Source organism: Streptomyces sp. M2CJ-2 (assembly GCF_016757295.1).
Lineage (GTDB): Bacteria > Actinomycetota > Actinomycetes > Streptomycetales > Streptomycetaceae > Streptomyces.
The window spans coordinates 1-12,413 of sequence record NZ_JAESIF010000046.1; the positions used below are offsets into that span (position 1 = coordinate 1).

Annotated in this window: 13 protein-coding genes; 4 read left to right on the top strand and 9 right to left on the bottom strand. The window is 71.0% G+C overall.

Annotated elements, in window-relative coordinates:
• Positions 1–267: acyl-CoA dehydrogenase family protein (locus JL475_RS27265; RefSeq protein ID WP_202280610.1), on the bottom strand; the 267-nt coding region annotated here is incomplete at its 3' end.
• A gap of 206 nt (positions 268–473) precedes the next feature.
• Between JL475_RS27265 and JL475_RS27270 the strand changes: the two genes are divergently transcribed.
• A complete protein-coding gene (locus tag JL475_RS27270) occupies positions 474–1,817 on the top strand; it encodes a UDP-glucose/GDP-mannose dehydrogenase family protein (protein ID WP_202280611.1) in 1,344 nt (447 codons plus the stop codon).
• A 133-nt stretch (positions 1,818–1,950) separates the two neighbouring features.
• Here the strand turns inward: JL475_RS27270 and JL475_RS27275 are convergent, their stop codons facing one another.
• The gene (locus JL475_RS27275; RefSeq protein ID WP_202280612.1) at positions 1,951–2,466 is read right to left on the bottom strand and encodes a CGNR zinc finger domain-containing protein; all 516 of its coding nucleotides are present in this window, start codon (positions 2,464–2,466) and stop codon (positions 1,951–1,953) included.
• 127 nt (positions 2,467–2,593) lie between these two features.
• Here JL475_RS27275 and JL475_RS27280 point away from each other — a divergent pair, with 127 nt between their 5' ends.
• Positions 2,594–2,953, top strand: coding sequence for a VOC family protein (locus JL475_RS27280; RefSeq protein ID WP_202280613.1), 360 nt, complete (start codon positions 2,594–2,596; stop codon positions 2,951–2,953).
• Between the two features lie 146 nt (positions 2,954–3,099).
• On the opposite strand, the gene JL475_RS27285 is transcribed toward JL475_RS27280, so the two are convergent.
• Genes JL475_RS27285 through JL475_RS27295 form a run of 3 tightly spaced genes read right to left on the bottom strand, consistent with a single transcriptional unit; the run spans position 3,100 to position 5,989 of the window.
• Positions 3,100–4,302 (bottom strand): dipeptidase, encoded by a 1,203-nt coding sequence (locus JL475_RS27285; RefSeq protein ID WP_202280614.1) that lies wholly within the window; start codon positions 4,300–4,302, stop codon positions 3,100–3,102.
• Positions 4,299–4,829, bottom strand: a complete 531-nt coding sequence (gene purE, locus JL475_RS27290) for a 5-(carboxyamino)imidazole ribonucleotide mutase (RefSeq protein ID WP_237408437.1) — start codon at positions 4,827–4,829, stop codon at positions 4,299–4,301. The genes JL475_RS27285 and purE overlap by 4 nt, the downstream gene beginning before the upstream one ends.
• Positions 4,826–5,989 (bottom strand): 5-(carboxyamino)imidazole ribonucleotide synthase, encoded by a 1,164-nt coding sequence (locus JL475_RS27295; protein ID WP_202280615.1) that lies wholly within the window; start codon positions 5,987–5,989, stop codon positions 4,826–4,828. The genes purE and JL475_RS27295 overlap by 4 nt, the downstream gene beginning before the upstream one ends.
• A 214-nt stretch (positions 5,990–6,203) precedes the next feature.
• Here JL475_RS27295 and JL475_RS27300 point away from each other — a divergent pair, with 214 nt between their 5' ends.
• The gene (locus JL475_RS27300) at positions 6,204–6,767 is read left to right on the top strand and encodes a GtrA family protein (RefSeq protein ID WP_202280616.1); all 564 of its coding nucleotides are present in this window, start codon (positions 6,204–6,206) and stop codon (positions 6,765–6,767) included.
• Positions 6,768–6,819: 52 nt separating this feature from the next.
• Here JL475_RS27300 and JL475_RS27305 read toward each other — a convergent pair whose 3' ends face one another.
• On the bottom strand, positions 6,820–8,091 hold the full coding sequence (locus JL475_RS27305; RefSeq protein ID WP_202280617.1) for an ATP-binding protein: 1,272 nt from the start codon (positions 8,089–8,091) through the stop codon (positions 6,820–6,822).
• Between the two features lie 38 nt (positions 8,092–8,129).
• Positions 8,130–8,807, bottom strand: coding sequence for a response regulator transcription factor (locus tag JL475_RS27310; protein WP_109383624.1), 678 nt, complete (start codon positions 8,805–8,807; stop codon positions 8,130–8,132).
• A 513-nt stretch (positions 8,808–9,320) separates the two neighbouring features.
• Here JL475_RS27310 and JL475_RS27315 point away from each other — a divergent pair.
• Positions 9,321–10,817, top strand: a complete 1,497-nt coding sequence (locus JL475_RS27315; RefSeq protein WP_202280618.1) for an oligopeptide:H+ symporter — start codon at positions 9,321–9,323, stop codon at positions 10,815–10,817.
• Positions 10,818–10,930: 113 nt separating this feature from the next.
• Here JL475_RS27315 and JL475_RS27320 read toward each other — a convergent pair whose 3' ends face one another.
• Positions 10,931–11,494 (bottom strand): ATP-binding protein, encoded by a 564-nt coding sequence (locus tag JL475_RS27320; RefSeq protein WP_202280619.1) that lies wholly within the window; start codon positions 11,492–11,494, stop codon positions 10,931–10,933.
• Between the two features lie 308 nt (positions 11,495–11,802).
• Positions 11,803–12,180, bottom strand: coding sequence for an STAS domain-containing protein (locus JL475_RS27325; protein ID WP_202280620.1), 378 nt, complete (start codon positions 12,178–12,180; stop codon positions 11,803–11,805).
• Between the last annotated feature and the right edge of the window lie 233 nt (positions 12,181–12,413).

The following is a 12,413-nucleotide window of genomic DNA, read 5'->3' on the forward strand; positions in this document are numbered from 1 at the left end:
GGACGCGCAGACGCGGGCCACCTCCTCGATCACGATGACGGTGGCGAGCGCGTCGGCGCCCGCGCCGCCGTACTGGTCGGGCACGTGGACGGCGTGCAGGTCGTTGGCGACCAGCGCGTCGAGCGCCTCCCGCGGGAAGCGGGCGTCCTCGTCCACCGCGGCGGCGTACGGCGCGATCTTCGCCTCGGCCAGCGAGCGGACGGCGTCGCGGAGCATGTCGTGCTCCTCGGACGGGCGGTACAGGTCGAAGTCAGCCGATCCGGCCAAGGTCTCTCACTCCAAAGACGACGAGGGCGACGAGGGCGACGCTCTGATGATGCTAACTACCGTTAAGTAACTCCCATAGTAGAACTCCCGTCCGCGCGGACGTACGTGAGTTTGCCGACAACGGCGGGCTCGCCCGCTGCGGCGCGCTCGCCGCCCCCGGTTATGCTCAGGCCCGCACTACCTGCCGTATACCCCTTGGAGCACGCATGGCCCTCAGGATCACCGTGATCGGCACCGGTTATCTCGGTGCGACCCACGCCGCGGCCATGGCGGAGCTCGGGTTCGAGGTACTGGGCCTCGATGTCGTGCCGGAGAAGATCGACATGCTCCGGCGGGGCGAGGTCCCGATGTACGAGCCGGGGCTCGAGGAACTGCTGCGCCGGCATGTGGCGGGGATCGAGGGGTCCACCGGCAGGCTGCGGTTCACCATGGACTGGGCCGAGGTCGGGGCGTTCGGCGACGTCCACTTCGTCTGTGTGAACACTCCGCAGCGGCACGGCGAGTACGCCTGCGACATGTCGTACGTCGACTCCGCGTTCGCCTCGCTGGCCCCGCACCTGACCGGCCCCGTGCTGGTCGTCGGCAAGTCGACCGTGCCAGTGGGCTCCGCCGACCGGCTGGCCGCCTACCTGGCCGAGCACGCCCCGGCCGGCGCGGACGCCGAGCTGGCCTGGAACCCGGAGTTCCTGCGCGAGGGCTTCGCCGTCCAGGACACGCTGCACCCGGACCGGATCGTGGCGGGCGTGCGCAGCGAGCGGGCGGAGAAGCTGCTGCGGGAGGTGTACGCCACACCGGTCGGTGAGGGCACCCCGTTCGTGGCGACCGACTTCCCGACCGCGGAGCTGGTGAAGACCTCCGCGAACTCCTTCCTGGCCACCAAGATCTCGTTCATCAACGCCATGGCCGAGCTGTGCGAGGCCACGGGCGGTGACGTGGCCAGGCTGGCGGAGGCCATCGGGTACGACGACCGGATCGGCGGGAAGTTCCTGCGGGCCGGGATCGGTTTCGGCGGCGGGTGCCTGCCGAAGGACATCCGGGCGTTCATGGCACGCGCCGGTGAGCTGGGCGCGGACCAGGCGCTGACCTTCCTGCGGGAGATCGACTCGATCAACATGCGCCAGCGCGGCCGGATGGTGGAGCTGACCCGGCAGGAGCTGGGCGGCGGGGCCTTCCTGGGCAAGCGGGTCGCGGTGCTGGGCGCCACCTTCAAGCCGGACTCGGACGACGTACGGGACTCGCCGGCGCTGAACGTCGCCGGCCAGATACACCTCCAGGGCGGCCAGGTCACCGTGTACGACCCGAAGGGCATGGACAACGCCCGGCGCCTCTTCCCCACCCTGGGATACGCGGACTCGGCGCTCGAGGCGGTGCGCGGTGCCGACGCCGTGCTGCACCTGACGGAGTGGCGGGAGTTCCGCGAACTGGACCCGGCGGCGCTGGGCGAGGTCGCGGCCCGGCGGCTGGTCCTCGACGGGCGCAACGCCCTGGACGCCGAGGCCTGGCGCCGGGCCGGCTGGCGCTACCGCGCGATGGGCCGCCCCACCGCCTGACGGAACCGATGACGCCGGTTCGGCCGAGGCTCAGTCGGCCGAACCGGCGTCTGACTGCATTCTGCACCACGGGGTGGACCGGGCGGGGCTCCTGGGGCCCACATCGGCCGCCGCAGGGCGCCCTCCTCCCCCTTCAGGCCCCCTTCGCGCGGTAGCGGCGCATCTTGGCGCGGGCCCCGCACACCTGCATGGAACACCAGCGGCCGCGTCCGGCGGGACTGCGGTCGTAGTACGCCCAGTGACATTCGGCGGCCTCGCAGGCCTTCAGCCTGTTCCAGGTGCCCGCCGTGACCGCTTCCGCCACGACCGCCGCGATCCGTGAGAGCAGGGGCCCCTCGTCGACGGCTGCGAGGGCGGCGGAGCCGTCCGCCGGGTCGACGGTGACCACCAGCGGGGCACGCGCGAGCAGCGCGCCGAGCGGGACGACCTCCCGGTGCGGCGGACGGCCGGCGTGGGCGAGCAGGGTCGCGCGCAGCGCCTCGCGCAGCTCGCGTGCCGCCTCGACGCCTGCCGTGTCGTCCTGTGCGAGTCCGAAGCGGGCGCGGCCGTCCGCCGTGTCCAGGGCGTCGGCACCCGTCTCCAGGTCGAGCGTGTTGACGAGGCCCTCGACCAGGACCAGCCCACCGGGCGCAGCCGATCTCTCACTCATGTCCGGACGGTACCTCTCGCGTCCCCGTGCGTTTCCCCTTGCGACGTTACCTCCTGTGCGGCAGCATGCAGTAACGGTTACCGGGTACCCGCCTCTATGGGTAACCGAGGGATTCGAGGAGGAAGCCATGTCCGTTGCCAAGGTGGGCGCCGTCGTCCTGGACTGCCCCGATCCGCGTGCGCTGGCCGGTTTCTACGCCGAGGTGGTGGGCGGCACGATCGTGGACGAGGGCGACTGGGTGGACCTCCGGGTGCCCGGTGGACCCACGCTCGCGTTCCAGGCGGCCCCCGGACACGTACCGCCTCGGTGGCCGGCGCCCGACCACTCGCAGCAGTTCCATCTGGACCTGACCGTCGAGGACCTGGACGCCGCGGAGAAGGAGGTGCTGGCGCTCGGTGCGAAGCCGCTGGAGACGGAGGACCGCTCGCGGACCTTCCGGGTGTACGCGGACCCGGCGGGGCACCCGTTCTGCCTGTGCGCCTGCTGAACCGAAAGGGCCCGGGAGGGCCCCGAGAAGGGCTTTCGGGTGTACGGCGATCCGGCGGGGCGTCCGTTCCGCCGGTGTCGGATCGAACAGCCCTGGCCGCACCCGTGCAACACCCTCACGGGTACCGCACGGGTGCGCCGGGGCGTTCAGCCGTCGAGCGACTCGATGGTCGCGTGGGACGGTCCGCGGGTCGCCCTGAGATCCCGGGCCGTGTCCTCGGCGGCGCCCAGTACCCGTACCGCGTTCTGCCAGGTCAGCTTGGCCAGGTCGGACCTGGACCAGCCGCGGTCGTGCAGCTCGGCGATCAGGTTCGGGTAGCCGGAGACGTCGTTCAGGCCGTCCGGGGTGAAGGCGGTGCCGTCGTAGTCGCCGCCGATGCCGAGGTGGTCGACGCCGGCCACCTCACGCATGTGGTCCAGGTGGTCGGCCACCGTGGCCACCGTGGCGACCGGGCGGGGGCAGCGCTCCTCGAAGGCGGCGTGCACCTTCATCGCCTCCGCGGTGGTCTCCAGGTGGTGGAAACCGTGGGCGCGCATGTTCTCGTCGGCCTCGGCCGTCCAGTCGACCGCCGCCTGGAGCACGAACTTCGGGACGAACGTCACCATCGCGACACCGCCGTTGGCGGGCAGCCGCTCCAGTACGTCGTCCGGGATGTTGCGCGGGTGGTCGCAGACCGCGCGGGCGGAGGAGTGGGAGAAGATCACCGGCGCGGACGTGGCGTCCAGCGCGTCCCGCATGGTCGTGGCGGCGACGTGCGAGAGGTCGACCAGCATGCCGAGCCGGTTCATCTCGCGGACCACCTCGCGGCCGAACGCCGACAGGCCGCCCACGCCGGGCTCGTCCGTCGCCGAGTCCGCCCAGTCCACGTTGTAGTTGTGGGTGAGGGTCAGATAGCGCACGCCGAGGTCGTACAACCCGCGCAGGGTACCGAGGGAGTTGGCGATGGAGTGGCCGCCCTCCGCCCCCATGAGCGAGGCGATACGGCCCTGTCCGCGGGCGGCCTCCATGTCGGCGGCGGTCAGCGCGGGCGCCAGGTCCTCCGGGTGTCGGGCCAGCAACTGCCGCACGCAGTCGATCTGTTCCAGCGTGGCCGGCACCGCGTCGGGCAGGTCCGCGCGGACGTACACCGACCAGAACTGGGCACCCACGCCGCCCGCGCGCAGCCGGGGGATGTCGGTGTGCAGGTGCGCGGCCTGGTCGTGGGCGATGTTCCGGGCGTCGAGGTCGTAGCGGACCTGCTCGCGCAGCGCCCAGGGCAGGTCGTTGTGCCCGTCCACGACGGGGAAGTCGGCGAGGAGGGCGCGGGCGACGTCGAGTGAGGCACCGTCGGGAGTGGTCACGGGACTCACTTCCCGAAACCGAAGCCGTTGCCGGAGCCTTCGGTCCTGGCCCGCAGGCGCTTGCCCTTCTCCGTGGCCTGGTCATTGAGGTCCTGCTGGAACTCCCGCATCCGGCCGAGGAGTTCCTCGTCGTGGGCGGCGAGCATGCGGACCGCCAGCAGGCCCGCGTTGCGGGCGCCGGCCACCGAGACGGTGGCGACCGGGACACCGGCCGGCATCTGCACGATGGAGAGCAGGCTGTCCATGCCGTCGAGGTGCTTCAGCGGCACGGGCACGCCGATGACCGGCAGCGGGGTGACCGAGGCCAGCATGCCGGGCAGGTGGGCGGCGCCGCCCGCGCCCGCGATGATCACCTTGAGTCCCCGGTCGGCGGCCTGCTCGCCGTACGCGATCATCTCGCGGGGCATGCGGTGCGCGGAGACGACGTCGACCTCGTGGCCGATCTCGAACTCGTCGAGGGCCTTGGCCGCGGCCTCCATGACGGGCCAGTCGGAGTCCGATCCCATGACGATGCCGACTACGGGGCTGGGGCTCATTCGGTGATCGTGCCTCTCAGGTAGCCGGCTGCGTGACGGGCGCGTTCCAGCACGTCGTCCAGGTCGTCGCCGTAGGTGTTGACGTGACCGACCTTGCGGCCGGGCTTCACGTCCTTGCCGTACATGTGGATCTTCAGCTGGGGGTCGCGGGCCATGCAGTGCAGGTACGCGGAGTACATGTCGGGGTAGTCGCCGCCGAGGACGTTGGCCATGACCGTCCACTTGGCGCGCGGGCGCGGGTCGCCGAGCGGCAGGTCGAGGACGGCACGGACGTGGTTGGCGAACTGGGAGGTGATCGCACCGTCCATGGACCAGTGCCCGGAGTTGTGCGGACGCATCGCGAGTTCGTTGACGAGGACGCGCCCGTCGCGGGTCTGGAAAAGCTCCACGGCGAGATGGCCGACGACGCCGAGTTCCTTGGCTATGTTCAGCGCCATCTCCTCGGCGCGCAGCGCGAGGGCCTCGTCGAGGTCGGGGGCGGGGGCGATCACCGTGTCGCAGACGCCGTCGACCTGCTGGGATTCCACGACCGGGTAGGCGACGGCCTGGCCGTGCGGGGAGCGGACCACGTTGGCGGCCAGCTCGCGCACGAAGTCGACCTTCTCCTCGGCCAGCACCGGGACGCCGGCCTTGAAGGGCTCGGCGGCCTCCTCGGCGGAGTCGACGACCCACACGCCCTTGCCGTCGTAGCCGCCGCGGACGGTCTTGAGGACCACCGGGAAACCGTCGCCCTCCGCCGCGAACGCGGCCGCACCCTCCGCCGCGAACGCGGCGACGTCTTCCGGATCGGTGACGATGCGGTGCCGCGGGCAGGGCACGCCCATCGCGTCGAGCTTCGCCCGCATCACGCCCTTGTCCTGGGCGTGCACCAGCGCGTCGGGGCCGGGGCGGACGGGAATGCCGTCGGCCTCCAGGGCCCTGAGGTGCTCGGTGGGCACGTGCTCGTGGTCGAAGGTGATCACGTCGCAGCCGCGCGCGAAGGCGCGCAGCGTGTCCAGGTCGCGGTAGTCGCCGACGACGACATCGCTGACGACCTGCGCCGCGGAATCCTGCGGAGTGTCACTGAGGAGCTTGAACCTGATGCCGAGCGGGATGCCCGCCTCGTGTGTCATACGAGCGAGCTGCCCCCCGCCGACCATGCCGACTACCGGGAACGTCACACCCCCAGGGTATCGGTCGAGCCACGGTGGCCGGTTCCACGGCGGTTTCCGGCCCCCTTGGTGATCAGCCCGTGCCCTCCGGCCTTTCACCGGCCATTCCCGGACGGTCTGCGGCCGAGAGGGCCGTCCGCAGGAAGATCACGAGAAGGGGTGGTTAGCATGGTGTGGTTGACGCCACTCTGACGCCACACTACGGACGGGGGCCGGCACGACCATGGGACGCGGTTCCTCGGGGCCTTCGACAGCCCCGGCCCCGCGCGGCACCGTGCGGCAGCGCCTCGATCAGCTCGTCCGTGAGGCCGTGAAGTTCGGCGCGGTGGGCGGAGCCGGGCTGCTGGTCAATCTCCTCGTGTTCAACCTGGTCCGGCAGGTGACCGACCTCCAGGTGGTGCGAGCGAGCGTCATCGCGACCGTCGTCGCGATCATCTTCAACTACCTGGGCTTCCGCTACTTCACCTACCGGGACCGCGACAGATCCGGACGCACCAAGGAGATGTCGCTGTTCCTGCTGTTCAGCGTGGTCGGGCTGGTGATCGAGAACGGCCTGCTGTACACGGCGACGTACGGGTTCGGCTGGGACAGCCGGCTGCAGAGCAACGTCTTCAAGTTCCTCGGCATCGGTGTCGCCACCCTGTTCCGCTTCTGGTCCTACCGCACCTGGGTGTTCCGCGCGCTGCCGGCCCGCGAGCCGGGCACCGGGAGCGCGGCGGCGGGAGCGGGCGCGGGTCCCGTCGCCAGGGGCGGGGCGAAGCCACCTGCCCGGCAGCACGTGCCGTAGGCGCCGAAGGCCCCGGCCTGCCCTTCTGCCCCCGCCCTCCTCGGACCGTCCGCTACCTGACCGTGCGGCGGTCCTCGTCCCGGGACTTCCGCGGCGGGGTACGGGACAGGAACAGGCCGAAGACCGGGGGCTTGGCCTGGAGCATCTCCAGTCGGCCGCCGTCCGCCTCCGCGAGGTCCCGGGCGACCGCGAGGCCGATGCCGGTGGAGTTGTGGCCGCTGATCGCCCGTTCGAAGATGCGGGCGCCCAGTTCGGCGGGCACCCCGGGGCCCTCGTCCGTGACCTCCACGACGACCTGGTTGCCGGTGACCCGGGTGCGCAGGGCGACCGTGCCGCCGCCGTGCATGAGCGAGTTCTCGATCAGGGCGGCCAGCACCTGGGCGACCGCGCCCGGGGTGCCCACCGCCCGCAGGTTCCGCTTGCCGGAGCTGACGACGGCGCGGCCGACACCGCGGTAGGCGGGACGCCACTCGGCGAGCTGCTGCTGGATCACCTCGTCGAGTTCGAAGGTGACCGCGGAGCCGTTGCGCGGGTCGCGGGCGTTGGTCAGCAGCCGTTCCACCACGTCCGTGAGGCGTTCCACCTGCGTCAGCGCGATGGTCGCCTCCTCCTTCACCGTGTCCGGGTCGTCGGTGAGGGTGATCTCCTCGAGGCGCATGGACAGGGCGGTGAGGGGGGTGCGCAGCTGGTGGGAGGCGTCGGCGGCCAGTCGCCGTTCCGCGGTCAGCATGCGGGCGATGCGCTCGGCGGAGGAGTCCAGCACGTCCGCGACCCGGTCCAGCTCAGGGACGCCGTACCGCCGGTGGCGGGGGCGCGGGTCGCCCGAGCCGAGGCGCTCGGCGGTCTCCGCGAGGTCGGTCAGCGGGGAGGCGAGCCGGTTGGCCTGGCGGACCGCCAGCAGCACCGCGGCGATCACCGCCAGCAGCGCCACCAGCCCGATGATCAGCAGCGTACGGCCGACCTCCCGGGTCACCGAGGAGCGCGGCTCCTGGACGGTGACCGTCTCGCCCTCCTCGCCCGGGGCCGTGGCGCTGATGACGTCGCCGTCCGGCTTGGCGCCCACCTCGATGGGCGCCCTGCCGGGGATGCGGATGACGGCGTAGCGGTCCTCGGTGATCTGGTCGCTCAGGACCTCGGCGGTGACCTTCTCCTCGACGAGCAGTCGGCTGTCGACGATGCTGGCCAGCCGTACGGCCTCGGACTCGACCCGGTCCCTGGCGGTGTCGCTGATGGTGCGGGTCTCCACGATCACCAGGGACACGCCGAAGACGGCGATCACGACGAGCACCACGGCGAGCGTGGACTGGATCAGTCGGCGGCGCATGACCTCTTACCTGAAAGAACCCCCTGCGGTGGCGGGGTTCAGCTCTTCTCGAAGCGGAAACCCACGCCCCGGACGGTCGCGATGTAGCGGGGGTTGGCCGCGTCGTCACCGAGTTTCTTGCGCAGCCAGGAGATGTGCATGTCGAGGGTCTTGGTGGACGACCACCAGGTGGTGTCCCAGACCTCGCGCATCAGCTGGTCGCGGGTGACGACCCGGCCCGCGTCCCGGACCAGGACCCGCAGCAGGTCGAACTCCTTGGCGGTGAGCTGGAGTTCCTCCTCGCCCATCCACGCCCGGTGCGACTCGACGTCGATGCGCACGCCGTGGGTCGCGGGCGGCTGCTGCGGCTCGGTGGCACCGCGCCGCAGCAGGGCCCGTACCCGGGCGAGCAGTTCGGCGAGCCGGAACGGCTTGGTGACGTAGTCGTCGGCGCCGGCGTCCAGACCGACGACGGTGTCCACCTCGTCGGCGCGCGCGGTCAGGATCAGGATGGGAACCGTGTGGCCGTCGGAACGCAGCCGGCGGGCGACCTCCAGGCCGTCCATGCCGGGCAGCCCGAGGTCCAGCACCACCAGGTCGATGCCGCCCTGCAGGCCTGCGTCGAGCGCGCTGGGTCCGTCCTCACGCACCTCCACCTCGTAGCCCTCCCGACGCAGGGCGCGGGCCAGCGGCTCCGAGATGGACGCGTCGTCCTCGGCGAGCAGTACACGGGTCATGCACTGATGGTAGTCCCGCCGCGACACGGTCCGGGGTGTGATCACGGCGGCCGGTTCTCACCGCGCGCACACCTGTTTCTCACCTCGGGGCCCCGCGAAAGGGGCCTGGAACTGTGGGGTGCGATCCTGAAAAGAACCTTCGAATGAGTGATCACGGTTCCCCCGGAACCTGTGATCCCTGTCTCAAGTCCTTCCATATCAGGCACTGTCCTGCCGTATGGTGAAGCAACGCCTGTTGCACCACGGGGACCTTTGGCGCAGTTGCCGCTGAAGGTCTCTTTTGCGTGCCGGTCGGCTTCCCGCCGACCTCGTAAGCAATGACCTATGGCCGGGCCGCTACGCACATCGACGCGCGTAGCGGCGTGGATCCCGGTGGTCGCCGTCCCCCGCTCCGTGATCCGGAGCGGATTCCCCAGGGGCGTGGGGTGGACGGCACGGCCCGCCGGTGCCGGCCGCCCCCCCACCGGGCGCGTACCCGCTTGCGCTACGCGTCCCGACCAGCAAGGAACGACCATGGCGTCCAGCCTGACGAAGGACTCGGTCTCACCCGGCACCCCCGGCTCCGAGAAGACCTTCTTCGGCCACCCCCGCGGACTGGCCACTCTCTTCATGACCGAGATGTGGGAGCGGTTCTCCTACTACGGCATGCGAGCTCTGCTCCCGCTGTACCTCGTCGCCCCGGGCGGCATGGGCCTGAACGTCGGCACGGCGACGGCCATCTACTCGGTGTACGTGTCGCTGGTGTACCTGCTCACGATGCCGGGCGGCTGGTTCGGCGACCGCGTTCTGGGCCCGCGCAAGACCGTCGCCGTCGCCGGCGCGGTCATCATGCTCGGCCACCTGACGCTGGCCCTGCCGTCCGCCGGCACCTTCTACGCGGGCCTCGGCCTGGTCGCCCTCGGCTCCGGTCTGCTGAAGGCCAACATCTCCACGATGGTCGGCCAGCTCTACGACGGTCCGGACGACCCGCGTCGTGACGGCGGCTTCACCATCTTCTACATGGGCATCAACCTCGGTGCCTTCTTCTCGCCGCTGATCATCGGCACCGTCGGTGAGAGCGTCAACTGGCACCTGGGCTTCGCGCTCGCCGCGGTCGGCATGGGGCTCGGTGTGCTCCAGTTCCTGCTGGGCAGCCGTCACCTCGCCGCGCACTCCAGCGTCGTGCCCAAGCCGCTGTCCGCCGCGGAGAAGTCCTCCACGCTGCGCAAGGCCGCCCTCTGGGCCGGCATCGCCGTCGTCGCCTACGCCATCGTCGGTCTCTCCGGCAACTACACGCTGAACTGGGTCCTGGTCCCGCTGACGCTGCTCGGCCTGATCATCCCGGTGCTGGTGCTGGTCCGGATCAAGCGCGACCGGAGCCTGGACCAGGCCGAGCAGTCGAAGATGTCCGCGTACATCTGGTTCTTCGTGGCCGCGGCCGTCTTCTGGATGATCTACGACCAGGGCGGCTCGACCCTGGCGATCTTCGCCGACTCGTCGGCCGAGAACAGCGTCTTCGGCTGGGAGTTCCCGGTCTCCTGGTACCAGTCGGTCAACCCGGTCCTGATCATGGCGCTGGCCCCGGTCTTCGCCTGGTTCTGGCTGGCGCTGAACCGGCGCGGCAAGGAGCCCAGCACGATCGTGAAGTTCGGCTCCGGTCTGGTGCTGGTCGGCGCGTCCTTCTTCCTGTTCCTCGCCCCGCTGTCCATCGCCGAGGGCGGTCACAAGGCGGCGGCGATGTGGCTGGTGGCGATCTACTTCACGCAGACCGTCGGTGAGCTGCTGCTCTCCCCGGTCGGCCTGTCGGTCACCACGAAGATGGCGCCCGTGAAGTACGCCTCGCAGATGATGGGCGTGTGGTTCCTGGCCGTCACCGCCGGTGACGCCACGACCGGCCTGCTCTCCATCGCCGGCGTCGACCTGAACGGGTCGGGCGTCGTCGCGATGGAGGCCACCCTCGCCGTGGTCGCCGGTGTCGCGGTGTGGATGTACCGCAGCAAGGTCAAGTCGCTCATGGGCGACATCCGCTGACCCGCTGAGCCGGCCGGCTCGCCGGCCACCGTCTCGCGACGGAGGGCCCCGCGTCCACGTACTCGTGGACGCGGGGCCCTCCGGGCGTTTGCACGGGCGAGGGACGCCGCCGGTCAGGCGGGAGCGCCGAGTTCCGCCCACACGGTCTTGCCCGCGATGCCCGGGGTGCGTACGACCCCCCAGTCGAGGCAGAGCCGCTGGACGATGAACATCCCGTGGCCGCCGGGCCGGCCCGACCGGTGCGGGGTGCGCGGGGCCGGCTGGCCGGTGCCCCGGTCGGTGACCTCGAGCCGGATCATCTTGTTGTCGTAGACGATGCCCAGGTGGTCGGGCCCCTCGGCGTGCAGGCAGGCGTTGGTGACCAGTTCGGACACGACGAGCAGGACGTCCTCGGCGGCGGCCCGCCGGTCGGCGGTGGCGGCGGGCAGCCAGCCCCACGCGTGCAGCGCCTGGCGGGTGAAGTCACGGGCGAGGGGCACGACGCCGCTCTGGTCGTCGAAACTCAGTCGACGGACCTGACGCCCTCCCGGCGAACCCGGTGAGCCGGGCGACGGCCCCGTCGGCCCGGACGGCACGGCCACCTCTCCGGACGCGCTCGCCGTCGGCGCGCCGCCCCCGGGAGCGCCGCTGGGCTCCGGACCGCGGTCGCCCGGCGGGTAGGGCCGGGTGGTGCTCATCAGCGCTTCACCTCACCGATTCACCAGTTCATGGTTTCAAATAATCCGTTTTCAGTCGGTCACACGGTGCGGGATCGTCCGGTTCCCGGTATCCCCGCGACCATGGCAGCGGACGCATCCAGCATGTCTCCTGCCCGGGGCGCCCCAGGGAACACTTCCGCGTTCGCACGAGGAAGGCGCGAGGGCAGGCAGGTGACCCGAAGGGTGACGCGGGGAGGGACGCGTCGCGGGGCGCGAAGAAAAACGCGCCGGAAGGAGAACGCCGCCCCCGGGACCCGCCCCGGGGTGGCGCCGGCCTGCCCGCGCGGTCATCCGGAATCGTCGGCGAGGGCCGCCTCGAGGCTGTCATGAAGGGTGAACACCGCTTCCGCCCCGGTGATCTCGAACACGCGCGCGACCACGGGCTGCATCCCCGCGAGGTGCACCCCGCCCCCCGCGGCGTCCGCCTTCAGCCGGGCACCGAGCAGCACATTGAGCCCGGTGGAGTCGCAGAACTCCAGTCCGGAGCAGTCGATGACAAGCCGGTTGAATCCCCTGGCGAGGCATTCCTCCAGCGGCTCACGCAAAAGATCGGCGGTGTGGTGATCCAACTCACCCGCCGGGGTCACGACGGCACTGGGGCCCTCTTCCCGAACCTCCACCAGAAGCCGGCCCGACTGTGCGCTGCCGACCGTCCCGCGGTCCATGCCGACTCTCTCTCCCACCGGTCGTGACTGCTACTGACGCTGTCGAACATTACGCCCTACCGCCGCACTTCGACAGCCGAACAATCAGCCACAAGCGGACATATGGCAACAGAACCCACTTGCGATGAGTTCGTGGAAACGGGTAGGGCTAGTAAGGACACGCACCCGACACGGCCGGCTTTGGAGGCGCCGCACACCGCAGTGCACGTAACGGCATCGGCAGCCATATGCCG